The sequence below is a fragment of the Weissella kandleri genome (assembly GCF_045504165.1).
In the GTDB taxonomy this organism is placed as follows: domain Bacteria; phylum Bacillota; class Bacilli; order Lactobacillales; family Lactobacillaceae; genus Weissella; species Weissella kandleri_A.
Window position 1 is genome coordinate 127,192 of record NZ_JBJJNY010000003.1, and the last position, 24,097, is coordinate 151,288.

21 protein-coding genes and 1 riboswitch are annotated in these 24,097 nt (G+C 39.8%); all 21 genes read right to left on the bottom strand.

The window, feature by feature from the left end; all coding sequences use genetic code 11:
• Positions 1-7: 7 nt before the first annotated feature.
• Complete coding sequence (locus ACJQWY_RS02890; protein WP_407076277.1) at positions 8-901, bottom strand: carbohydrate ABC transporter permease; 894 nt, start codon at positions 899-901, stop codon at positions 8-10.
• Positions 894-1,961 (bottom strand): ABC transporter ATP-binding protein, encoded by a 1,068-nt coding sequence (locus ACJQWY_RS02895; protein ID WP_407076278.1) that lies wholly within the window; start codon positions 1,959-1,961, stop codon positions 894-896. The genes ACJQWY_RS02890 and ACJQWY_RS02895 overlap by 8 nt, the downstream gene beginning before the upstream one ends.
• Positions 1,962-2,016: 55 nt before the next feature.
• A complete protein-coding gene (locus tag ACJQWY_RS02900) occupies positions 2,017-3,585 on the bottom strand; it encodes a bifunctional metallophosphatase/5'-nucleotidase (protein ID WP_407076250.1) in 1,569 nt (522 codons plus the stop codon).
• 358 nt (positions 3,586-3,943) lie between these two features.
• Complete coding sequence (locus tag ACJQWY_RS02905; protein WP_407076251.1) at positions 3,944-4,555, bottom strand: TenA family protein; 612 nt, start codon at positions 4,553-4,555, stop codon at positions 3,944-3,946.
• Positions 4,545-5,198 (bottom strand): thiamine phosphate synthase, encoded by a 654-nt coding sequence (gene thiE / locus ACJQWY_RS02910; protein ID WP_407076252.1) that lies wholly within the window; start codon positions 5,196-5,198, stop codon positions 4,545-4,547. Before thiE ends, ACJQWY_RS02905 begins: the two co-directional genes overlap by 11 nt.
• Before the next feature lie 17 nt (positions 5,199-5,215).
• On the bottom strand, positions 5,216-6,010 hold the full coding sequence (gene thiD, locus ACJQWY_RS02915) for a bifunctional hydroxymethylpyrimidine kinase/phosphomethylpyrimidine kinase (RefSeq protein ID WP_407076253.1): 795 nt from the start codon (positions 6,008-6,010) through the stop codon (positions 5,216-5,218).
• A 19-nt stretch (positions 6,011-6,029) separates the two neighbouring features.
• Positions 6,030-6,791, bottom strand: a complete 762-nt coding sequence (gene thiM, locus ACJQWY_RS02920) for a hydroxyethylthiazole kinase (protein ID WP_407076254.1) — start codon at positions 6,789-6,791, stop codon at positions 6,030-6,032.
• Positions 6,792-6,886: 95 nt separating this feature from the next.
• Positions 6,887-6,983, bottom strand: a riboswitch (TPP riboswitch).
• Positions 6,984-7,073: 90 nt separating this feature from the next.
• Positions 7,074-9,647 carry a YhgE/Pip family protein gene (locus tag ACJQWY_RS02925; protein WP_407076255.1) on the bottom strand — a complete coding sequence of 858 codons (2,574 nt, stop codon included), beginning with the start codon at positions 9,645-9,647 and terminating at the stop codon, positions 7,074-7,076.
• Positions 9,648-10,007: 360 nt separating this feature from the next.
• A complete protein-coding gene (locus ACJQWY_RS02930; protein ID WP_407076256.1) occupies positions 10,008-11,699 on the bottom strand; it encodes a glycosyltransferase family protein in 1,692 nt (563 codons plus the stop codon).
• Positions 11,700-11,866: 167 nt separating this feature from the next.
• Complete coding sequence (locus tag ACJQWY_RS02935; protein WP_407076257.1) at positions 11,867-13,843, bottom strand: glycosyltransferase; 1,977 nt, start codon at positions 13,841-13,843, stop codon at positions 11,867-11,869.
• Between the two features lie 14 nt (positions 13,844-13,857).
• Positions 13,858-14,922 carry a glycosyltransferase gene (locus ACJQWY_RS02940; protein WP_407076258.1) on the bottom strand — a complete coding sequence of 355 codons (1,065 nt, stop codon included), beginning with the start codon at positions 14,920-14,922 and terminating at the stop codon, positions 13,858-13,860.
• A gap of 235 nt (positions 14,923-15,157) precedes the next feature.
• On the bottom strand, positions 15,158-16,003 hold the full coding sequence (locus tag ACJQWY_RS02945) for a GGDEF domain-containing protein (protein WP_407076259.1): 846 nt from the start codon (positions 16,001-16,003) through the stop codon (positions 15,158-15,160).
• 176 nt (positions 16,004-16,179) lie between these two features.
• Positions 16,180-16,869, bottom strand: coding sequence for a hypothetical protein (locus ACJQWY_RS02950; protein WP_407076260.1), 690 nt, complete (start codon positions 16,867-16,869; stop codon positions 16,180-16,182).
• Positions 16,870-17,058: 189 nt separating this feature from the next.
• Positions 17,059-17,775 carry a 2,3-diphosphoglycerate-dependent phosphoglycerate mutase gene (gene gpmA, locus ACJQWY_RS02955; protein WP_407076261.1) on the bottom strand — a complete coding sequence of 239 codons (717 nt, stop codon included), beginning with the start codon at positions 17,773-17,775 and terminating at the stop codon, positions 17,059-17,061.
• Between the two features lie 127 nt (positions 17,776-17,902).
• Entirely contained in the window at positions 17,903-18,916 is a 1,014-nt protein-coding gene (locus ACJQWY_RS02960) for an NAD(P)/FAD-dependent oxidoreductase (protein ID WP_407076262.1), read from the bottom strand.
• 32 nt (positions 18,917-18,948) lie between these two features.
• Positions 18,949-19,779, bottom strand: coding sequence for an SseB family protein (locus ACJQWY_RS02965; protein WP_407076263.1), 831 nt, complete (start codon positions 19,777-19,779; stop codon positions 18,949-18,951).
• Between the two features lie 207 nt (positions 19,780-19,986).
• Positions 19,987-20,307, bottom strand: a complete 321-nt coding sequence (locus ACJQWY_RS02970; RefSeq protein WP_407076279.1) for a winged helix-turn-helix transcriptional regulator — start codon at positions 20,305-20,307, stop codon at positions 19,987-19,989.
• 67 nt (positions 20,308-20,374) lie between these two features.
• Positions 20,375-20,878: an HD domain-containing protein gene (locus ACJQWY_RS02975; protein ID WP_407076264.1), complete on the bottom strand. Its 504-nt coding sequence runs from the start codon at positions 20,876-20,878 to the stop codon at positions 20,375-20,377.
• A 45-nt stretch (positions 20,879-20,923) separates the two neighbouring features.
• Positions 20,924-21,691, bottom strand: coding sequence for a TrmH family RNA methyltransferase (locus ACJQWY_RS02980; RefSeq protein WP_407076265.1), 768 nt, complete (start codon positions 21,689-21,691; stop codon positions 20,924-20,926).
• A 167-nt stretch (positions 21,692-21,858) separates the two neighbouring features.
• Positions 21,859-22,878: a UDP-N-acetylmuramoylpentapeptide-lysine N(6)-alanyltransferase gene (gene femX / locus ACJQWY_RS02985; RefSeq protein ID WP_407076266.1), complete on the bottom strand. Its 1,020-nt coding sequence runs from the start codon at positions 22,876-22,878 to the stop codon at positions 21,859-21,861.
• A 96-nt stretch (positions 22,879-22,974) separates the two neighbouring features.
• A complete protein-coding gene (prfB, locus tag ACJQWY_RS02990) occupies positions 22,975-24,090 on the bottom strand; it encodes a peptide chain release factor 2 (protein WP_407076267.1) in 1,116 nt (371 codons plus the stop codon).
• Positions 24,091-24,097 lie beyond the last annotated feature (7 nt).

Genomic DNA, 24,097 nt, shown 5'->3' on the forward strand with positions numbered 1-24,097 from the left:
TCACTCCTTAATAATGTACATGCTTTTTACTAAACCACATCTGCACTAAGGTCACTAACAAAATTAAGATAAACAATACCACCCCCGTGGCTGCTGCTTGCCCGTATTTATTTTGTTCATAAAAAGCGCGATAAAGATAATAAACTAACGTCATCGCTGAACCAGCAGGACCAGGTTGGCCACCGTACAATGCATAAACCTCATCAAACACTTTAAATGAAGCAATCACCGCGTTAACCGTTACCAAAAAGGTCATTGGCGAAATCATCGGTACTGTAATATGCCACCATTGTTGTAATGGCTTCGCTCCGTCTAAATGGGCTGCATCGTACAACCTTTGATCAATGTTATTTAATGCCACCAAGAACAGCATGATATTAAAGCCCAAGCCTTTCCAGATGGCTAAAATAATCAAGGCCAGCAGCGCATAATGCGGATCATTTAACCAATCGATTGGGCTAATCCCAATCCAGCCCAACACAACATTTAACAAACCGGCATCTTTGTTATAAATCCACCGCCACACCATGGAAATAGCGACGACCGAAGTCACAAATGGTAAGAAGTAAATCGTGCGGAAAAGGTTGGACAACCATTTAATTTGATTCAATAAAGTGGCAATCAACAATGACAGGATAATTTCAATCGGCACCACCCCTACAACAAAAATCAAGGTGTTTTTCAGGGCATCACAAAACGTTGGGTCACTGAAAATCGTCGTGAAATTGTCAATTCCGAGCGCCTGAACTTCATTGGTGAAAAAATTATATTCGGTAAAAAAGCTCATTGCAAAACTTGAGACGATCGGATATAAATTAAAGATTCCAATAATCAAAAGCAGTGGTAAAACATACAACCATCCTTTTAAATTTTCCTTAAGTGTTGGTTTATGATTATTCATCATGCGCTGATACCTCATTAAAATGTGGATAAATCCGCTTACCGCGTTCATCGAAGCCATATAGATACGGCAACTTAATATACGTCATCAAAGGCCGATTTAATGCAGGCACTGGTCCTAAATCGGTCACTTCCAAAAGCTGATCATTTAACCGCAATGTAACCTGCTGTTCACGACCAAAATGTTGCTCTTGTACGACTTCCACCCGTGCTTGTAAGAACGGATCAGCTGTTGGCTGCAAAGCAAATGCTTCCGGCCGAATGCCCAAAGTTTGGACACTTTGCGCCGCTTGACCGAAAACAGGCGGTAAGGCATCAGCCAATGTTTGAGCGGGCACCAAATTCAAGGCCGGTTCACCGATAAAGCTGGCTACAAATTGATTGGTTGGATCAGCATACAAGGTTTGAGCTGGTGCAAATTGTTGAATTACACCATCATTTAGAATCATAATTTGATCAGCGATATGCAGAGCTTCACTTTGATCATGGGTCACAAAAATCGTCGTAACGCCGGTTTCTTGCTGAATACGGCGGATTTCTTGACGCATTTCCACACGCAACCGTGCATCTAAATTCGATAATGGCTCATCAAGCAACAATAAGCTCGGCTCTTTTGCTAAGGCGCGCGCAATCGCCACCCGCTGTTGTTGCCCACCGGATAACGCCGCTGGCTTTTTATTAATTTGCGATTCCACTCGCACCAATTTTGCTAAGTCTAACGCTTTTTGGCGCCGCATAGCTTTAGGAGTTTTCGCCATTTTCATAGGAAACATAATATTTTCTAACACCGTCATATGCGGATACAATGCATAATTTTGGAAAACCATCCCCACGCCTCGTTTTAAAGCATCTTGCTTCGTAACATTGTCCCGGCCAAAAAAGACTTCCCCAGTTGTGGGTTGCAATAACCCAGAGATTAAATTCAAAGTTGTCGACTTACCACCACCGGAAGGCCCTAATAAAGCAATTAACTGCCCAGATGGTATTGCAAAATCCATATCATGAAGCACTTCGCTCCCATTCGGATAGGTTAAAGTGACATGTTTAAACGTAACTTCCAAAACTTTCCCTCTACTTTCTCTATTTTCCTTCGCGTTAATTTCAAGGCCCACTTCGTTATCCCTCAAGTAGCACCTTCTGATACCCCACCGTTGTGATATTATGTGGCTGAGCAATTTCCAGCTGGGGGTGGTGCACCAAATAATCGATTACTAATTCTGCCGTAGAGCGTTGGACCTCACGTACGATTTTATCCGGCCGATACATCGGATAATTCCCAGCTCCCCCAGCCCGGTAGCTATTTAATGCCACTTCGTATTCTTGCTTTAAATCAAGTGGTCGCCCTTGGATTGTCACCTTTTGCACACGTTGATTCATTGGTTGACTGAAATCCAAAGTATATTCAATACCACTCCAAAGATCATAGTTATAATGCTGTATTTTAGGATGTAAAAATAACGGATTGATCATCAATTCTTGCTGACCATTCACCTGAAAATAACGTGCACTCACTTCCAACGCATCCTTAATATCTTGACCACTTAAACGTTCCACGACCAACGTATTCGGATAAATGTAATTGGTCATGACATCGCGGCGTGTCACCACGTCATCAAGCCCACGCGCTTCATTATTAAAAAGCGCGGTATTCGAAATTTGAGTTTGCCCATATTCCATCTGAACCTGATTTACTAATTCAATAAATGGATGCCCGTACAGACGAGCTTGCTTATGATTGTGAATTAACATATTGTGTCCCACATGCCCCACTGGTTGATCCAACCAGGTGTTCACTTGTGCCTGCTTTGCCTGAGTTAATGTATGTATTTTTTCATCAATACCGGCGTGTCCACTATCAAGTAATTGCGCATCAACATCGACCACCTGATGCTTGGCATTCAAATCCAAAGTAATCGCGCCCACAGCCTCACCGCGATATCCAGGTTGCGTTGTCGGTACGCCGTCGACTACTTCTGCTAAGCGCCGATGCTGATGACCCGTGACCAAAGCATCAACTCCTGGTAATTGCAGTAATTGATACCCTTGATTTTCACCAGTTACCCGTTCCAACGTCTCACCAGTGGTTAAATCTTCGGCAAAGCCACCATGATAGGCAATTACAATCACATCGACTTGCATTTTAAGTTCCTGAATATATTGCTTGGCAACATCGACTGGATCGGCAAAAACCAAACCTTGAATATGTTCAGGCGTCTCCCAGTGCGGAATAAACTTGGTCGTCAATCCAATTACCCCAATCGTATACCCATTCCGGTTAAATATTCGATAAGGCTCGCCTACAAAGGGACGTTGTGTGGTTTCATCGAGAATATTGGCGTTCAAAACGGGTAAATCCTGGAAGACTTGTTCTAAATAGGTCCGCCCATAATTGAACTCATGATTCCCTAAAATATGCACATCATATTGCATCGCTTGACTCAACTGCTTAAAAAATGCGCGAGTCTGCGTCACCGGCTGTTGCGTCAAATACTCCGTTAACGGTGAACCTTGAATAAAATCACCATTCTCAATACGGAGTACCCACTGCTTATCCTGGGTAGTCTCCGTTTTTAAAACCGTGGCTGCCTTTTCTAAGCCCAATGCTTGATTCGTTAATGGTCGCCGGAAATCATCCGCTTGTAAATACCCATGGACGTCAGAAGTCGATAATATCTTAATCCGCATGCGCCCCTCCTTTGTAAGTTAACTTAGCGTTATATTCGGCAAAAAACAATTTCATTTCGCCACTTAGTTTACTAGGAAATAGCGAACTTTTCAAGTGACATTTAATTACAATTAACCCTTGACAAGCTAAAAACCGAACATTAATAACCTGTTGCACACTAAAAGATATATTTATCCAGATATAACGCTTTGTTATAATTTTGTAAAATTCACCACTATTGTCGGTTTAAAGCCCTTTTTTAAATATCCGCAAAAATTAATAACCGAAAGTCTCAAATGAATTTTTAATCGCTAAATTGAAAATAAAAATCATCAACCACGTAGGTCGATGATTTATAATTATATTTTTTATCTAATTTTATTCTGAAGCTTGCGCAGCCGCTTGCCAAAAATTGAACTCATCTTGATAGGATTGCTGATAAATTCTTTGCAAAATTTGCCAATCATCGGCTGTCAAATGCGGCAAAACCTGCTGTAATTCCGTATTAATAACCTGCCAAAACCACTCAACCAATTGCTGATATTCAAGCCCAGCATAATAATCAAACCACCCGTGATACACCAGAGCCGCTTGTGGTTGAAATTTAACCGCAATTAAATGATATGATTCAATGCACGGTAATAAAGCAATCATTCCGGCTAAAGGTTGCCAATTATCATCTAAAGCTTGGTTTAAATGTGCTAAATACGCCTGATTAACAGGGTCTTTCGCAATTTTTGAAACACCTAGCCCAGGACGTAAGGCCGCATGGGCATCCGCCTCTGCTTCACCCAAAACCGGTAATTGTTTTTGCCATTGCGGCGCGACTTGAGCCACGACCTGATTAAAGTATGCATCAAATGCTTGCAAATAATATTGATCTTGAGCCACATAATAATCACGCTGCTTTTGAGTGAGTTTCCCAGTTACCATTCCTTGAATAAAGGAGCTCTGCTCAATTTGTCCTAAGGTGTTCATCTTATTTTGCATTTGGCTGCCAGCTCTTTCGCATTGCTTGGACCATCATTGCTGGTTCTGACGCCTGGGTTAACAATGACACCACTGCCACCCCGTCTAAGCCAGTCTGAGCTAAATTTTTTAAATCAATTAACTTAATGCCACCAATTCCCACAGTCGCATGCTGATTATGCGCCAACAACTTTTTCAACCCCGCTAGCCCTAAGGCTGGTGCAGCATCAGTCTTCGTCTGCGTTGGCATCAATGGTCCGACTCCAAGGTAATCTACAGCTAATGCTTGAGCCGCTTCCATTTCAGTTAAATTCCGGACTGAGAGCCCCACCCAAAAATTCGCTGATTGATACCGTAAGACTTGCTCAATCGCTAAATCATCTTGTCCCACATGAACGCCAGCAGCTTGCGCGGTCAACGCCAAATTTAAGTCATCATTAATAATCACGGGCACATTCAACTGTTGCCCCCAGTGCACTAATTTTTGAACTAATCGTAAACGCTCGTCTGCATTTTGATAGATATACCCTTTATCCCGAAATTGATAAAGCGTAATGCCGGCCTGCATCAAGTCCACAATCCGTTCAGTAAATTCCGTCAAGGTTAACCGTGGGTAATCTTGTGGTCCCGCCACTAGATACCTGGCCAAACGTTCTCTCTCCATCTTGAAACCTCCTGCTGTTAACCAGCAACCCAATGGTTCAATGGTCCGTGACCATGACCAACAGCAATACTCTCGCCAATAGCGGCCTGCATGAATGCTTTAGCTTGGGGCATAATCGTCGTTAAAACTTGACCTTGCGCTAACTTAGCCGTAATGTATGCTGCCAAAGTATCCCCTGTGCCATGCGTGCGAACCGTATCAATCCGCGGACTTGTATACCAATGAAAATTACCATCAACCGTTAGCAAAACATCACTGACTTCTGTTCCTGCCAAGTGTCCGCCTTTAATCAAAACATTTTTGGGACCCATTGCTTGTAGTTCCAAAGCGGCGGCTTCAATCGCCTCACTTTGCGTTAGTTTCCGGCCTAATAAAGTTTCGGCTTCCGCTAAATTCGGGGTAATTAGTTCTGCCAAGGGAAACAAATTCGTTTTAACTTTTTGAATTGCTAAGGGCTCTAATAAAGTGGCTCCACCCTTGGCCACCATGACTGGATCCACCACCAAATGCTGAACCGGGTAGCGTTTCAGGCCAGCAACAATCGATTCGACCCGTTCTGCATCAAATAAAGCTCCCGTTTTTGCGGCTTGAATTTCCAAATCTTCAAACACCGCTTGGAATTGTTGCGCAATCATTTGTGTGTCAACCGGCTGGATGCCTTGGACCCCCAGTGTGTTTTGCGCTGTGACCCCGGTAATAATACTAGCGGCATAGACATGCTCTTGGTGAAAAGTCTTTAAATCAGCATTCACTCCGGCTCCACCACTGGAGTCGATACCTGCAATCGTTGTAACTTGTGGTACTTGAATCATTTTTTATGCCTCCTTAATTTTAAGCCAAATCTAATGCTGCATCATCAATCCAACTCAATTCATCAAGTAACGCGGCTGGTAATTGACCTGGGTGCTGTTCAACGCGCTGACTAGCCCGTTCGCCAGCAACCGCCATACATTGTGCAGCTGCCACAGCCGCTTGAAATGAATCTGTCGTCACAGCTAAAAAACAGCCAGTCAGACTAGATAATACATCCCCCATCCCGACATTTTGAGCCAGCATCGGGTTTGAACGAGTTTGGGTCACCCAATGGTCACAATCGGCGATGACATCGATCGGACCGGATTGCAAAATAATAGCGCCCGTCCGTTCACTCGCCTGCTGAGCCATTGTACCATCAACTGCTATATCTTGGGCGGCATCAATTCCCTTGCCTTGTCCTTTAATCTGGGCAAACCAAGCAATTTCAGCAGCATTACCGCGAATCACCGTAAATTGAATCGCCTGTAATAATTGCTGCACGCTTTGACTACGTTGTGGTAAACCTACGCCCACAGGATCCAAAACAACTGGAATGCCCTGCGCATTCGCCACTTTTCCTAACTGCAACATCAATTCCATCCCGGCGGCATTCCAAGTTCCCAAATTTAGCACCACCGCCTGACTCGCCGCCACTAACTCTTCAATTTCTGACAAGGCTTGGGTCATTAATGGCGAGCCCCCCAACATACTAATACTATCTGCCACCCGTTGTTGCGTAACCGTATTAGCATAATTTAACACCATAGGCTGCGTTGCCCGAATTCGCTCAATTAACATCTTTTAATCCTCTCTTCATTCCTCGACCATCTTTTTAAACTAGTCAATAAAACCCCCACCAACTTCTCTTGCGACAAATTGATGGGGGTCTACCCGAATTCGATTCATCACTTTCCTCCGTAAGTCTTAACTCAATCAGGTTCAAAGGGTCCGGTCTCCCGTCTCAGCGCGTACGCTCCCCTAGTGGATCTTTTATTTAATTATTGAAACATTTTTAGTCTAGCATATTTTTCCCCGAAAAAAAAGCATAGGTACCATGCACCTATGCTTAAGCCATTAAGTTTAGTGCTCAACAGCTTGTAGTTCTTGATTATTATCGAGTTGTGACTTGCCAGCCAAACCGATTCTTTGCAAAATCACCATTGAAATCCAAAGCAAAATCAAACCAATTAAAGTGAAAATCGTCAAAACGATGACTGATTCACTGATTTGTCCAGCCCCTAATCCCGACGTAATTCCTTGCCGCAATCCAAGAATTGAATACGTCATTGGCAAATATGGATGGATGACATTGTAGAAGTGGTTTGTGACTTGCATTGGGAAGGTTCCACCAGAACCACCCAATTGCAACATCAAGAGAACCATCGCCAAGAAACGACCTGGGTTATCAAAGGCCATTGACAAGAACATAACAATTGCCATCGAAGCCAACGCGTACATCACTGAAATCGTAAAGACTTGCGCCGGGTGGTCAAAGTGCAACCCAGCCAACATCATCAAACCTGGTTCAATCAAGCCCATCGCAACGGCCATAATTCCACCAATAATAATTTTACTGAAGAACCATGCCGTAGCTGATTGTCCTGGCATTGAAATCTTACGGATTGGGAAAGCAAAGTTAAAGACAATTGCTCCAACGAACAAAGCGACTGACAAAACATATGGAGCCAAAGCATGTCCATAATTTGGCACATCGCTGTAATGTGAATGCTTCAATTCTGAAGGGGCGGCAAACTGTTCGGCATTTTTCTTACCCAACTTAATTGATCCCACTTGATCTGAACCAGCCTTTAAGGCCTTGCTTAACACACCGCTACCATCAGATAATTGATTTGAACCATCCAAAAGGGCACTCGAGTTACCAGCTAATTGATTTGTTCCTAAGGCTAATTGATCCACACCACTGGTTAAGGTTGGAATTTGGGCCTGCATTTGACTCAATCCACCAAAGAGAGCTTGCGAACCATTAGCTAGTTGACTCACACCACCCGTCAAAGCTGGTACTTGCCCATTCAACTGTTGCGTTCCATTCGCTAATTGCTGAGCGCCACTGTTTAATTGACCAGAATTCTGGTTCAATTTAGCTGAACCAGAAGCCAAGGCATCAACTGTTCCCGTGTATTTTTGCATTTGCGTTGGCATGTCCTTCGTTCCAGCCTGCAAATCATCAATACCTTGATTCAATTGATGCATTCCAGCAACCAAGCCTGGATTCTGCGCATCACCTGGTATACCATCTAATCCGGTTTGAATCTTCTTCAAGTTCTGCAACATCCCTGCAGATTGTTGCATTGCATCTTCCAACTTTTGCAAATCCTGACTTGAAACTTGGCCTTGCACAGTCGTAGCTACTCCAGCCACAATTTGCTTGGCTTCATCAACAGCACTAGCTTTCAACTGCTGCGTCAAGCCCGCTTTGATCTTAGTCTCTTGCTCTGGAGTAAAGGTAACCCCCGCCGCCTTTTCGGTGTTAATAATTCCTTGCGCCTTAGTACTGTAATCTTGCCCAGCTACTTGGTTGACAATCGGTTGCAAAGCAGTGTCCAAGTGCGACAAAGTAGCTTGCATTCCCTGCAATTGCTTCTGGGCTGCTTGATAACCAGCTAAAGCTTCTTGATATTTTTGATCTGAGGCCAAAGTCGGATTTTCATCCAACTTCGTTTGCAGCTCATTTAACTTAGCATTAATTTTTAAACTACCAGCTTGTAATGCAGCAACTCCGTTGGCCAACTTGGTCACTTGTCCATTAATATTCGAATCCTTACCAGTTTTTGAAAGCTGACCGAGACCATCGCTGAGTGTTCCAACTCCATCCGTGTATTGACCCAAACCATTTTGTAATTCTCCTGAGCCATCCGCTAATCGCTTGGTCCCAGCGGCTAACTCACCGGTTTTACCATTTAAGGTCTGCAAACCAGTGTTCAACTGTCCTGAACCAGCGGTTAATTGGTTGACACCACTAGCTAATGGTGTCACCCCCGTCTTTAAGGTCATCACCCCGTTATTGACTTGGTCAACTCCGGACGTATAAACCTTTAACCCATCAGTCAAAGCAACAGACCCGTCATTTAATTGTTGCGCCCCTGTTGCGGCGTCCTTAAAGCCTTTACCAGCCTCTTTGACTTGGTCAAACATCGTGTTGGCATAGGCCGTCGTGACTGCTTGCCGTATTTGCGTATTTAAGGTTGAAGCCCCGACTTCACTAATAACTTCTCCGATGTAATTCAATGAATCATTCGTCTTAAACTGAATCTGCATCTTCTTTGGTTCGTTATCTAAAACGGACGTGGCATTCTTTGAAAAGTTCTCAGGTAAGGTAATTACTGAATAATATTCTTGGTCTTTCAAACCTTGTTCCGCCTTTTCAGGGGAAACAAAGCGCCAACCAAGCTGCTTATTTTTCTGTAATTCCTTGACCATATCATCACCCGCGTGCATTTTTTGCCCATGGAATTCAACGGCTTGGTCTTTGTTGACCACCGCAATTGGCAAATTTTGCGTTGTTCCATATGGATCCCATACAGATTTCAAGAAGAAAATACTGTACATAAATGGAATGAACATAATCGCGAGTAGTGAAATGGCAATGAGCTTATTCTTGAAAATAAACTTAAATTCATTTTTAATCATTTGCATGATTGAAATACTCTCTCTTTCCTGCTACTTAAAAAATAATAATAAATAAATAATAACTTTAACTAGATTAGTATAGTTTGAGCCGAAAAACAACCGTAAACTTTAAATTTCGTTAAGTTTTTTGACGAAAACGGTTACTTATTACAAACGGGATTCTTTCGCCATCGAACCATTTAATTTTGGAAATAAATCACTTCTTCATTTAAGCACATTTAAAATTTAATAGCCGTCTTGGCTATCCGCTCGCACGCATTTCAAATTAAATAAAAAAGTGCTTTACCACCGGCTAATCTAGCTAGTAAAGCACTGTTTTAATTCAAACTAAAGCTGGCATTTAAACGTTGTACATTAACCTAAATTTCATTCAGGAATATTCGTTACAGGAACTAACCCCCCATTAGTGACCTTAAAGATTCCCTTGGTAATCGTTTGATGATATGCATGCTTCATCATTGTTGTGAAAGTAGCATATTCTTCTGGGATGATTACATATTGGTAATTATTAAGAACCCGTTTAAAATCTGCATTCGACAGCATAAAATTCTCTCGAGCACTGACGTTATCAGAATAGAAATAATATTTCCCTACATATCCAGCATACATCGTTTGGACATCATTGGGGTGAATATCAACTAATAAAATCTTATTATCATTATAATGCATATTCTGCGGCATCATTTTGGCCAGTTGAATTGGTAGGGCGTTTTCATTTAGGGCTTGATTGAATTTAAGACCATTAATTTCAGAAAACATCAAGATTGTTGCAAAAGTAGTGAGAACTATTCCACTATTTTGATATAATTTTTTAGTTGAAATCGAACGATAAGAACGTATACCACGTTTGTGAATATCGATTTCAAACATCGATTTATCCATAGTATTAACAATAACCATACCTGCTAATAACATATTAAGCATCACCATGCTGGATAAATAACGCTCTGAGCCATCGAGATTGATTGCTTCGGCATAAGGCATTGACACAATATACATTCCAAAAACGCTAATGTAATAAATAATAAAGCTTATATCAATGGCTACTAAACTCGAAGCTAAATGATTTTTCTTTTTTAAAAAGAGCCGAATTATGATCCACGCCATAATTAACACTACATTAATTAATATAACCCCTTTGGTGGAAAGCGAATTAAAACTAAAAATTTGTTCTAGAAATTTGTGTCCAATCTTACTAATCGTCACAGTGCTCTCACTACTAAGCTGGTGTTGATAAGCTTGCGCACTAATTTCATGCTTGGAAACTGCTTTGAAAGTCGTATGAACATGCTGGCTCCACCAGAAAAATAATAAATAGCCTAGCCCTAACGGAACGAAAGCTTCTCCTAAGCCCAAAGCCCATCTTTTGAACCAATTTCCTTGAACGTCATGTGCAATACTATAAATTAAGTATGCTCCTAACATTACAACATACATCGCACCTGAATTTTTAATTAACAACAACTCGCCACTAAATAAAAAGGTTAAAAGCAACTGTAAACCACGTTTTTCCCGATAAGTATACACTGCCGCAAAACCAACTGCAGCGATAACAGGCATCACAAAATCAACTAAGAGATTATCCATTCGAATAGATATGTTAAAAACATTTAACAACGCAAGAATTAAACAAATAACATAAGTAAACGTTGCTCGTGTGCGATCTCTGACTACAGCAAACACGCTGTATAACCCTGCCCATATGACAATAAATTGGCCTAAAAGCATCCCACCTTCACTAAAGCCCAGCCATGTTACAAATTGCGTAATAAATAACGCCATAGCCGGCGGATACGATGTAAACGAAATAATCGGATCACTAGCTACCGGCAAATGACCTTGCGTAAATAAATATTTAACAATAATCGCCCAGTGCGAATAATTATCGTAGTGAATCAATGGACTATTATATATAACAACTCCAAAAGCAATGCCGAAAAAAAGCATCCAAAGGTCAAAATAATGTAACCCTTCCCGAGATACATCTGATTTTTTAAAGTATAAAATTAACAGTCCAATAACAAAAAAACAGGCACCTAAGATAATCACCAAGCGCATTCCCATCCTCAAATTATTAAACATGGCAAATCCATACAACATCATAGTTTGTATGATGAATGATGTTATCCAAACTAAATATCGATTAATCCCACACATATTAAGGATTATTGCATAACCAAGCTGAGCTATGATAAAAATTATTAAACCTACTAGTGACACGGTAATTACCTACCATTCTTACTAAACTTTTTCATAACAATTCGTTCAAATTCCTTCAAATGGAAAATAATATTTAAATTCAATTCATCTAAAGTAGTTAACCAATTATCTTGTTCCGCAGCAACAAATTTATTTTGTCCATCATAAATTAATTCTAAATAATGATTACGGTCTTCTTTATCTTTAATTTCATTAAGCAGACCATACCATTTTTCAGATCCTTGACCACTAGCTCGCATCACTAATCCATCAAAATGAATTTGATACGATTTATGATATAAAATTCCCTCTATTTTTTGTCCACGTTCTAAAACGGGGCTTGGACCTTCAGTCCGCAATTCCATAGAGAGACCAGCATCTGAAACGTCCCTCGTTCTAAATGAAATCCACTCGCCATTATATTTTATTTTCCCGTTAGCCTTACGCATGAAGCGCTCACTTTTACGATGAATATTTCTCTTCATAGAAATAAATACACAAAAGCTTAAGTTAATAAAGTGCATCAATAACCAAAAAGTAATAACACTTCCATACAAAATTTCTGATCCCCACTTACCATAATTAAAAACAATAATGGAAACCAATGTTAATCCCCAAAGAATTAAATAAGGAATTGAGTACAATTTATCTTTCCAAGAAAAATTAACTTTTTTATCAGTTACTTTAAATTTTTTGGCGCGAATACCAATTGTCTCCAAAATAACTGGCAAAAAAATGTAAGGAGCAAAAAAAGTTTCTTGTATTTCTCCCCAACGTTCATTGCGAATATTTGTAGATGTATCTCCTAAGACGCGATGGAGAAAGAAATAACCTGGCGCCCAAAAAATCATCAATAACCAAAAATCAGCATTAACTACCTGAATATGAAAAAGTGCGTACAAAATTGGCGCAATAATAAATATTAACCGCCTGAAAAATGACCACCAGTATAACCAAGTATTTATCAAAATGATTCGATTCAAAAAAGTTATTTTAGGATTGGTAAAAATATGCATATTTTTACAACTACGAATGACTCCCCGTGCCCAACGCACCCGTTGTTTAATGACACTTTTAATATCAACCGGCGTAATCCCACTGGAAACTACAACCTCAGTCGCTAGACTAATATAACCGGCACTATTAATGCGGGTCCCTAATTCAAAATCTTCAGTAATCGTATCTGTTGGGAATAATCCTACATTATCAACACTTTCTCGTAAAAACACGGCATTGGACCCCGTAAATAAGGCATGTCCATTTGCACCATTTAACACATTTATATCTCGCGAAAAATAATCTTGCTCATTAACCACTGAATTTTCTAAAAACAGATTAAATTGAAAAATATCAGCATTATAGAAACTTTGCGGTGTTTGTACAAAGCCCAGTGGATCAGTGTTATCTGGGTCATTTTTTAAGTCAGTAAAATTCTTAGTGAAGTATGGCACACTTGCCATAAGATAGTTCGAAAACGGAATCATATCAGCATCAAAAACAGTTAAGAGTGTTGAATGCAACTGACGCAATGCATTATTGATATTACCTGCTTTTGCATCCTTATTATCTTCCATGCCAATATATTGAACCTTGTATTCGTCAGCCAAAGCCTTAACTTCGGGGCGATTTCCATCATCAGCTATCACAATATTAACTAATTTAGGATCAGGATATTCCATAAATTTAGATGCATTTACAGTTTTTCGTAATAGCTCAACCTCTTCATTATGCGTTACGATAATGACATCTATACTAGGAACTGGATCATTTAAAGCTAACTTGGGCTCTTCAATTTTTTTATCACTTTTATCTCGCATTAAACGAAAAATTATCAGCAGAAAAGCAGTTAAACTAGAAAGAAGCTCACTAGTAACCAAAAGAAGCGCAAATAATAAAGTGAAAAATGAAGCTGTCCACGGAATAGTGAAAAATATTCGCCAGATTAAATATATCCCCGTCAAAAAAATTGCTAAAAAATACTGTACTTTTTTCTTAATTTCCATTTTGAGTTTGATCCTTATTTAGCATTTTTAAAAATAAAATCTCGTTGAATTCGATAACTAATCATAAACAACACGAAGTCCACAACTATTTTAATCAACACAGGCGTAACATTAGTATTATTTGGAATCAACTGTGTGAAAAAATCAGTCATGAAACCTGAAATAAACATTTGGACTATAAAGAGGCTTCCATACTTAATTAAAGTATTTTGACCATTTTTATCAAAAACAACATTGCGATTTAAATTATAATTAACTACGGCAGACATCAACCTGGAAACTATCGTCGCTATTAACACCGATTTCAAAACATGATTATCAAAAATAAAGATAATTACTTCAAAGAGTAAAATATCAACTAAAAACGAGATTAAACTACTTGCAGCAAATGTAAAAAATCTAGAATAAATGGATAATGAATCCCGTATCACGCGAAAATGCGAAGACTTATTGCCATCAATATAAATTGTAGGAATTGGTTGCTCAACAATCTTTATACTATACGCATTAGCCTGTAAAAGCATGTCAAACTCAAACTGAAATCGGTCACCATTAAAATCTATTAATTTCTGCGCATAATTCTTGGGGATAACTCTAAGTCCCGTTTGAGTATCTGAAATATTCTGGTGCGTAACAAATTTCACCAATTTATTAGTTAAAATATTACCAAATTGGCTACGCAGTGGTATTTTATTAGTAAATTGTCGTACGCCTAACACTAAAGCATCCCCATTTTTATCAAACGCATCTAAACAATCATTCAAAGCGCTTACCGTGTGTTGACCATCGGCATCTAATGTAGCAATTCCATCGAGCTTTGGATTATATTTAATCAAAGTTTTAAAGCCAGTTTTAAGCGCAGCCCCTTTGCCCAAATTTTTGATATGATGTTGAATATGAATTTTAGGATTGTTAAGTTGCTTAATTTGTTTAAAGATATCCTGACTACCTCCATCACTACCATCATCAACTATTAGAATAGAACTAAATGGACGAGCTTTAGTAATCAAGTCCTTAATTAACGTAATCAATTTTTGATCAGGATTTAGCGCAGGAATTAAAATACTATAATTTTTCATAAATAACTTAACTGCCTTCCTTATTATTAATATTGGTCGATTATTATTAAACATTTATCATGTGTTAAATATCACAATGGATAACACTATTTTTTAGGGGGGTTCATTTACGAAAAAATTACAATATGCTTAATGAACCATTTAAAGCACCAGAGCATAACATGTTTAATAATTAAAATTTATATCATTTAATATAAAACGTTTTTGACTTAACACGTATAAACTAAACGTAATTTTAAACTTCATTCATCGCTGCATTCATAAAGTCGTATGGTGTTTTCATTTTATTTGAATCCCAAGCAACTGCACCTGTTTTCAAAGATATAACAGTATCTTTGAAGATTGTTGATTCATTTAATTTAATTTTAAAATTTTCTTCAATACGCGTAGCTACAGTGTATGCTCCTTCTAAATCTGTATATAAAAGCAATGCCCAAGTAGTGTCATCTCCATCATTAAGTAAATAAGAAATGTCATATTCTCGTGTAGTTAAGTTCAAAGAATCAGTGACCATATTAAGTAGCCCATTTAATTGGGCCTCACCCATGATACTTCGTAAATGCGCCAAAGAATTAATTTTGATGGCAACAATACTCGTAGGAATTATAAACCGGTGACTGGTTTCTATAAAAACACCGGCATCTTGAATAAATGCTTCTTTTGTTCGTAGATTAGTTTGTTCATGAAAAATGCCTGGTTTTATCATTTCTGCCGGTGTTTCCTGATTATTAGAATGAATGGCATGTGCATTTTTAACCAGCAAATTCAGCAAGCACAATAAAATAGTTGGTGCCAGCAACCAATAAATTAAAATTAAGTTAATACCCACATTTTTCGAAACATGCAGATAAACTAAATATAAAATTTGTATGGTAATGAAGATTGCATCAGCAATAGAGCCAATAATCAATCCTCCGAATAATTCCAATATAATAGTTATGGCTGTCAATCCTAAATAAATAATATTAAATAATAAATTTCCTGACGTCATCGTAATTATAGCCGTAATCAACATGACCACCATAAACAACGAAAAATACACCTTATTTAATACCAACACCTGTTTACCTTTATGTCCCATTTGTTATCTCCCTACAACCATCTTGTATCTATGTATTTATTCATAACTGAATCTAAATTACTACGGCATTGTAAATTATACCCCATTTTGGTATTATTTTATACTTATATCCGAATTTTACCGCAATCCAATCTATTAAAAAAAGATGTTAGAAACTAAGTTTCTAACATCTTTTTTTATTGCCATGGTATCGTTACGTCATAATCAACTTGCCACGCGCCGTTGGTATCAACTATGCCCATTCGCAATTCTACATTTTGACCATCGCCTCGATCAGTCACTAATGCTTTTTGAAAAGAACCATCTGCATCAGTCGGCGTCACAAAAGTAAAATTAGTGCCATCATTACTATCTAACATCCACTGTCCGCCACCAAGCGGATCATTTTGTTCAACTAAAGCTTGCGCCGTATTTCCATCAATTACAGCTACATTAGCTGCAGACGTACTACTTGCTTGCGCCATTTCATCCTTTACTTGCGTCTGAACCTTTTGTTTATTTGGCTTATGTGTCTTCTTTTGGGCCTTTTGATTGCGTTTAACAGCATGTTTCTCATTTTGCTCAATTTTATTTTGGGCTTGCGTTTGATCGTACTGCCACCAATAATAACAACCCGCGCCTACAATTACCACCAAAAGTAATTCTAACAAATATCGTCCAAAATGACGCTTGGGGTGCTTCTTTTGCTCAACCGCGTTGCGTGATTCGCGCAACTTTTGCGGGCTATTTTTTCCCTCAACTGATAGAGCAATTAATTCTACCTGGATGGCCCGCTCTTTCAGACGGTCATAATCTGCCTGTGAAAGGGCACCTACGTCAAGCAGCTCTTTATATCGTTTTAATTCTTGAACTTGATCGTCCGTCATGCTGTTATCCTCGCCTTTTACACCGTGTCATTCTTTAAAAGATTAATCCATAATAATTTTATTATAGGTGAGCTTCGATACTTTTGCATGCTATCTCAAAAATCATATCCTTTTCTTTAGAATTAAATTCCCCTGTTAACAAAAAGACCCAACCACGTTGCCGTCATTGAGCCTTAATTTATTAATTAATTATTTATTTTCTAAAACTTTCTTTGAAACAACTTGCATGTTGTCATCAAAGTCGTATACCAATGGTTGTCCATTCGCAATTTCAACACCTAAGATATCATCATCTGAGATATTTTCAATGTGCTTAACTAAGGCACGTAATGAGTTCCCATGCGCGGCAATCAAAACGTTCTTTCCAGCTTGCAAATCTTTTTCGATATTTGAAGTCCAAAATGGCAAGACACGTTCCAAAGTGACCTTCAAGTTTTCACCGTATGGCAATTCACCTGCAGGAACATCTGCATAACGCCGATCAAAGGCTGGGTAAGTCTTACCCAAAACTTCAACCGTCTCAGTTTGTTCAGTCAACAATGGTGGCAAAACGTCATATGAACGACGCCATTGGTGCACTTGTTCATCACCATACTTTGCAGCGGCATCAGCTTTATTCAAGCCTTGTAAAGCTCCGTAATGCCGTTCGTTCAAACGCCATGTTTTCTCTTCAGGAATAAACATTTGCCCAGCTTCTTCCAAAGCATAGTGCAAAGTTGTAATCGCACGCGTCAAAACTGAAGTATAAGCTTGGTCAAATTGAATTCCTTCCTTAGCCAACATATCTCCAGCTTCTTTGGCTTGAGCGACTCCCTTATCAGATAGCTTTGTATCTACCCAACCATTAAATAAATTCAAAGCGTTCCACTCTGATTGTCCATGACGAATCAAAACTAATTTAGCCATTCTTTGTTTACCTCTTTCTGAATCAATATGTGAATATTATACCAAAAAAATATATACTTGACGAGCAGATTCTAACAATCATCAGTAAATGGGGCTGACGCTGAAACCTTTCACTATATCATTCAATTTATTGTAGGTGTCCATCTCGAATTTGCAAACTCGACGAATGTACAATGCCACGTGCCATTGGGAAATAATCATTAATAATCGTATTAATGGCAACCGGTGCCTCCCCTAAACCAGTCGCTATTAGTTCAGCCTTATTTTCATATTCAGCTGCATCACCAACCGCAAAAACGCGCGGAATCGAGGTCCGCAATTGTTGATTCACTAACATTTTTTGCCGAGCGAGCGCTGGTTGTATTGTCCACTGCTCCACTATCCGATTATCCGATCGGAAACCATAACTCGGTAAAATATAATCGGTCGTTAACGTCTGCACCCTGGTCCCATGAACTTCATGAACCGTCGCTATTAATTTTTGTTCGGCATTTTGTTCAATTGCCTCCACCGTATACGGCGTCATAACGGAAACTTCGTTGCTTGATAACTGTTGCACCGCATGCTCTAACGCCCGAAATTGTTGCCGTCGATGCACTAAGGTTACATGCGCAGCAGTTTTAGTCATCTGATTAGCTAAATCGACTGCGGTATCCCCACCCCCCAACACTAAGATATCACTGTTGGCATATTTATCTAAATCGGTTAAAACATAATCGATCCCTCTGGTCACAGAAGGTTGTACTAATGTTTCTGGCAAATAACGGGGTTGAAAGGCCCCTTTACCAGTTGCCACGATGACAGCCTGCGCTTCAATCGTTTCTTGTCGGTCTGTAATCACCGTAACATGATCCAAGCTAGCCTGAACATCAGTAACCGTCGTCGATAATTGCAGATGTGATTTTAATTGCGTTCTTTGCTGTTCTAAATTTTGTACCAACGCATCACCATTGATACCAAATAGGCCGGGCACATCTAAAATTTCTTTATATGGATATAAATTTTGTGGTTGTCCACCCACAACTGCTAAACTTTCAATTACCACTGTATTCAGTTCACGCAATCCTGCATAATAGGCCGCAAACAGCCCCACCGGCCCCGCTCCAATAATTACTAAATCCGTTTGACGCGTTTTCATCATGTTCCCTCTAAAAAAGATGGGCCAAAAGCATTTTAATACACGTAAAATGGTTCAAATTCATCCATATTCAAACCAGGTACTTGATCAATCAGCAAAACTTGAACTTGTTGTGTTCCACCTGTCATTTCATCAAACTTTTCTTCAAATTGCGGTAAAGTTTGTTGCAATTCAACTTGACTATCACCATTTAGAATCAACAATGATTGCATGGGCTGTTTGAACGGCGCATCCGCCTCATCAGCAAAATATCCATCGGGTAATTTCATCCAGAGCATATACATTTCACTAATAACACCTTGCATATCGTCAGCTAAGCCCATCAATTCTGCTTGCAAACTAGTTGGAATATTTTCAGCCGTTACAATTTCAAGCTCAGGAGCCCCGTCTGATTCTTGATAGTGTGTCGCTGCATGTTGGTGTTCATCAGGCGCATAAATATCCAGCATGTATTCAATGTTTTCACGCGTAATCTCCATGCCTTCTTCCGAAAATGGATTCATCACTAATTTATTCAAGGTTGGATCTTGCTTAAACATTTCAACGAATTGCGCAAAGGGAAATTGAACTACCATAATGTCTGGTTCCCATGGTTGTGGTGTTGCTTGATAATTTTTATCATCAGTAAAAATTGGTAGTACTGGCTCCCCGTCGGCGGCCATTAATGACACAAATTGGAGTGGTTCACCTGGCTTAACTGTAACAGTCCCGTCCGTAGTGCGCTTAGCTCCTGCTGGTACTTGCACCGGTGCTAAAAATTGAGCATTCAGCAAAGCCAATTCAAATTCAGTTTGAAATTTCGGCGTTTGCTTAACCCGAAAATGGGCTAAAGCATTTAATAATTCAGTGTTGTTTAAATCAATCATTAATTAGTCTCCATTAAATATAATTATTTCATTTTAACACTTTTTTCCAGTCCTTTAATCACCCACCCAACATTTAAAATGCACAATTTACAGTTATACACCTTATCTCGCTCATGATAACAAAAAAAGCGTCTTTCCACCAGGCCAAGCCTGGTGAATCGCCGCATCTGCCGCATGTCTTAAAAGAAAGACCCACGTTTTGAACTTTTAATGATTATATTCATCAGCCCACTCATGAATTGACTGCATTACCGGACGCATCGCTTCACCCCGTGTTGTCAATTGATAAATTGCTCGACTTGATTCAGGACCAACTTTACGTTCCAAAATATCAGCCTGCTCCAATTCCTTCAAACGCTCTACTAAAACCCGATCTGAACAAGCTTCAATTCGTGTTGCCAGATCTTTAAAACGCTGTGGACCAGCAAGTAATAATGATTCAATAATTAACCCATTCCACTTACGACCTAAGATATCAAAGGTTGCCACAAACTTATCACATAATTTTGCTTGATTTTGTTGTTCCATCATCAACTGTCCCCTCTCGTTTCATCAAGTTATTTGACAAGCATAACTTCACGAAACCAGCTCCGTCTTAAGACCGACGTCGGACCCAACGCAGGGTGGACAAGGTCATAAATCGATCGGTTACTGGATTCAAAAAATCAGTCACAGCCGTCCAATCGTCAACTATATTCAACACAAAGCTTTCCCAATAGTGGGGCATCGCCCAAGTCGATCCCCACATATGTTTTAAAATAATATCTTTTTCCATGTTTGACAAAGGCGTCAATTTTTCAGCATTACGCAAACTTACGCGTGGATGAATGAAAGCATGGGTCCCAAGTTCGAACTTGGTCTCGCGCCAATCATAGTAGAAGAGATCATGTAAAATACCTGCCCGCGCGAGTGCAGTTGCGTTTAAACCTAACCGCAGCCCAACCCGATAGCTCAAATATGAAACATCAATGGAATGTGTTAAGCGATCCGAATGATGATGCTGCGGATAATTCGCTAATTCTTGCACTTCTTGATACGCCAACAAATCATCCACAATGGCCCGATATGCTCGGTCATTTTGCCATGCCTTTTGCTTCATGTTTTTGCTCCCACCTTTATCAAAACGTATAAATACCAAAAAAGCTTAATGCTTCAATGTATACATCGCAATTCCAGCCGCAACCCCGACATTCAATGATTCTGCATGTCCGGCTAAGGGAATATACAAATTTCGCGAAGTTAATTGCGCTAACTCTGGGGCCATCCCTTGACCTTCATTACCCATAATTAACGCAAAATTCGTTGCTGGTTGAACACTAAAAATATCAACCGCTTCTGGATTTAGTTGTGTCCCATAAACTGTAAAATCATTACGGGTAAACTCTGGGACCCAGGTGTACAAATCACCCACCGTTAATTCCAAATGAAATTGTGAACCTTGCATTGCTCGCACTGCTTTTGGAGTATAAGGATCAACTGAACCTTGACCAAAGACCACCCCAGCAAAGCCTGCTGCATCTGCAGTCCGCACCATCGTTCCCACATTCCCAGGGTCTTGAATCGCATCCAAGAACAACCATGCTCCATCATGGATGTACTTTGGATCACGATATGAGCTTGGCAGGGAAACTTCGGCAAAAATACCTTGAGGCGTAACTAAATCAGAGAGCTTCTTCGCAATCTCATCTGTAATAACAAAAACTGGAACTCCTTGTGGAAAATCAGCTTCATGTTCTTTAAACTGATCTTCTGTCGCAATCAACGCATGTAATTTACCATTGGCGTGAATCGCTTCTTGGACCAAGTGCCAACCGTCAAGTAAGTATGTTTGGCTCGCTTGGCGACCTTTTTTTGTCTGTAATTTTGTCCAGGCTTTCACCCGGGAATTTTGATTTGAATTTATTTTTTCCATATCACCATTATACGTCAAGTTTAATGAAATTAATAGCTAACGCAATGAGTTTCCTCATAAAAATACACATCTTTACACAAAATCAAGTCTACTTTTATCCGCTCGCTACTTCGTAGGCTCGGTTCTTTATCCATAAAAGCGATTTACAATCAATACCTAACTAATTTTTAGTAACCCATTTGATGGTAAGTATCTTGATCTAACACGACATCGATTTCCCCAATAAACTCGTGTGCCGGCGCTTTGACAAAAGTATGCTTAAAGACGTATAAGCCATCACTTGAATCTTCAATTTCAATGCCACCCATATCATAAGCTGACAAATGCTCATCTAATGCCCATTGAATCATGGCTGTTTGCACTGCATACGGCGCGTAGTAAATATTGCCATCCATTGATCCCGCATACATATACCAGATTTTATCACCGTACTTAAAGCCAATCCCGGTCGCCAACAATTCACCATCTTTTTCTGCCATGTAAATTCGCATCGTGTCACCATTTGCATCCCCAAACGCAGCAAGTAAACGCTCAAAGTACGCTTTGGGACGATATGAGATACCATGCCGGTTAGCCATATCAGCATACGTCGTGAAAAAGGCTGCTAAAGCATCGGCATCGTCGGCCCAACGAACCGTAACTCCGTCACGGATTGGGCGCTTTAACTTGCTTTTTGTTTTCGATGGGTATAGATCAAAAGTTTCTTTTGCGTCCGGCCATTGGGTCAAATCAATAATCATATTCCGTCGCGGTTGAATCGTCGCATGCATCCCATCAGCGTCGACATTCCGATTCCGCGTAACATAACCATGGGCCTGCAAAGCAGTATTAAAAACATCACTATAATCTACTTCTGGATCAAAGCGTAATAAATAAACCGGCTCATCTGCTAAAGCTTGCTTAGCCTCTGCCACTAAGCAATCAACTAAATCTAAATCATCAAAATCAACCACAGGTCCTTTAGAGGCATAGGCAAATTTTTGACCATTAGGCGTTGTACTCATTAAAATCGACATCGCCGCAATAATTGATCCTTCATCATTTTCTACATAAACATACCGCGGTTCCCAATTGTTTTTAACTTGGCTCCATCGGATATCTTGAGTAATACGTCCAAAGGGTGATGTTTGTACAAAGTCTTGATAACGTTGCACTGCCGCTGCATCATCTAAATTTAAAACTGGCATAATGACCTCTCTTCTATATCTAAAATATTAATGTTTCATTTTAACATACTACAAACACTTAGCTGGCATACATTAAATTCTCTAACCAAAAAGACTTTATTCGGGGTTCAATAGCCCTAATTTCCACTGCAAATAAGCATTCATAAAGCCATCTAAATCACCATCTAAAACGGCTTGGGGATTTCCACTTTCATAATTTGTCCGATGATCTTTTACCATCCGATACGGTTGTAACACGTAAGAGCGAATCTGTGAGCCCCAGCCATTTTCTAGATGTTCTCCCGAAATCTCCGCACGTTCCTCAGCTTGTTTATCTAACTCCAGTTGGTATAATTTGGCTCGCAACATCGCATACGCCGTATCCTTGTTTTGGAATTGCGACCGTTGTTGTTGTGAGGCAACGACAATCCCCGTTGGAATATGGGTTAACCGCACAGCCGATGAAGTCTTATTAATATGCTGTCCACCAGCTCCAGATGCGCGATAAACATCCATTTTAACATCGGCGGGATTAATATCCACTTCAATTGAGTCATCTAATTCTGGCATCACATCAACCGAAACGAACGAAGTATGGCGCCGCCCCGCCGAATCAAAAGGAGAAATTCGGACAAAACGATGCACACCTCGCTCGGAACGCAAATAACCAAACGCATTGTGCCCGACAATCCGCAGTGTCACAGAATCAATACCTGCAACGTCGCCAGGATGATAATCCATCACTTCAACTTGTAAGGCGTGTTTCTCCGCCCAACGTGTGTACATCCGTTGTAAATTCGCCCCCCAATCAGCTGATTCAGTTCCCCCTGAACCAGGATGGATTTCCAAAATGGCATTATTCGCATCATAAGGTTCGCTCAACAACTGTTCTAACCGGTAACGATTTAAATCGGCCTGTAATTTATCAAAATCATTCGCCAACTCTGCTTCAATTTCTGGGTCATCGATTTCTGATAAAAGTTCTATCGATGTTTCCACGTTTTCAACGCCTTCCATCAATTGTAAATAATTATCACGCCGTTGCTTTAACTCATTATTTTCATCAATCACCTTTTGCGCTGCTTCATGATCGTTCCAAAAATCACCTTGCATCATCAAATTTTCATTTGCGGCAATTTGATCAGTCAATGCATCTAAATCCAAATTATCACCCAATTGTTCAATTTCAGGTTTCATCTGTTCTAATTGTTGTCGAATTGGTACTAATTCCATCATTTAC

What these genes read in the sequence shown, in the direction of transcription:
- ACJQWY_RS02890 (WP_407076277.1), bottom strand. Translation starts at nt 901, where the DNA reads ATGAATAATCATAAACCAACACTTAAGGAAAATTTAAAAGGATGGTTG.
- ACJQWY_RS02900 (WP_407076250.1), bottom strand. Translation starts at nt 3,585, where the DNA reads ATGCGGATTAAGATATTATCGACTTCTGACGTCCATGGGTATTTACAA.
- ACJQWY_RS02905 (WP_407076251.1), bottom strand. Translation starts at nt 4,555, where the DNA reads ATGCAAAATAAGATGAACACCTTAGGACAAATTGAGCAGAGCTCCTTT.
- thiE (WP_407076252.1), bottom strand. Translation starts at nt 5,198, where the DNA reads ATGGAGAGAGAACGTTTGGCCAGGTATCTAGTGGCGGGACCACAAGAT.
- thiD (WP_407076253.1), bottom strand. Translation starts at nt 6,010, where the DNA reads ATGATTCAAGTACCACAAGTTACAACGATTGCAGGTATCGACTCCAGT.
- thiM (WP_407076254.1), bottom strand. Translation starts at nt 6,791, where the DNA reads ATGTTAATTGAGCGAATTCGGGCAACGCAGCCTATGGTGTTAAATTAT.
- ACJQWY_RS02925 (WP_407076255.1), bottom strand. Translation starts at nt 9,647, where the DNA reads ATGCAAATGATTAAAAATGAATTTAAGTTTATTTTCAAGAATAAGCTC.
- ACJQWY_RS02930 (WP_407076256.1), bottom strand. Translation starts at nt 11,699, where the DNA reads ATGCGCTTGGTGATTATCTTAGGTGCCTGTTTTTTTGTTATTGGACTG.
- ACJQWY_RS02935 (WP_407076257.1), bottom strand. Translation starts at nt 13,843, where the DNA reads ATGGAAATTAAGAAAAAAGTACAGTATTTTTTAGCAATTTTTTTGACG.
- ACJQWY_RS02940 (WP_407076258.1), bottom strand. Translation starts at nt 14,922, where the DNA reads ATGAAAAATTATAGTATTTTAATTCCTGCGCTAAATCCTGATCAAAAA.
- ACJQWY_RS02945 (WP_407076259.1), bottom strand. Translation starts at nt 16,003, where the DNA reads ATGGGACATAAAGGTAAACAGGTGTTGGTATTAAATAAGGTGTATTTT.
- ACJQWY_RS02950 (WP_407076260.1), bottom strand. Translation starts at nt 16,869, where the DNA reads ATGACGGACGATCAAGTTCAAGAATTAAAACGATATAAAGAGCTGCTT.
- gpmA (WP_407076261.1), bottom strand. Translation starts at nt 17,775, where the DNA reads ATGGCTAAATTAGTTTTGATTCGTCATGGACAATCAGAGTGGAACGCT.
- ACJQWY_RS02960 (WP_407076262.1), bottom strand. Translation starts at nt 18,916, where the DNA reads ATGATGAAAACGCGTCAAACGGATTTAGTAATTATTGGAGCGGGGCCG.
- ACJQWY_RS02965 (WP_407076263.1), bottom strand. Translation starts at nt 19,779, where the DNA reads ATGATTGATTTAAACAACACTGAATTATTAAATGCTTTAGCCCATTTT.
- ACJQWY_RS02970 (WP_407076279.1), bottom strand. Translation starts at nt 20,307, where the DNA reads ATGGAACAACAAAATCAAGCAAAATTATGTGATAAGTTTGTGGCAACC.
- ACJQWY_RS02975 (WP_407076264.1), bottom strand. Translation starts at nt 20,878, where the DNA reads ATGAAGCAAAAGGCATGGCAAAATGACCGAGCATATCGGGCCATTGTG.
- ACJQWY_RS02980 (WP_407076265.1), bottom strand. Translation starts at nt 21,691, where the DNA reads ATGGAAAAAATAAATTCAAATCAAAATTCCCGGGTGAAAGCCTGGACA.
- femX (WP_407076266.1), bottom strand. Translation starts at nt 22,878, where the DNA reads ATGCCAGTTTTAAATTTAGATGATGCAGCGGCAGTGCAACGTTATCAA.
- prfB (WP_407076267.1), bottom strand. Translation starts at nt 24,090, where the DNA reads ATGGAATTAGTACCAATTCGACAACAATTAGAACAGATGAAACCTGAA.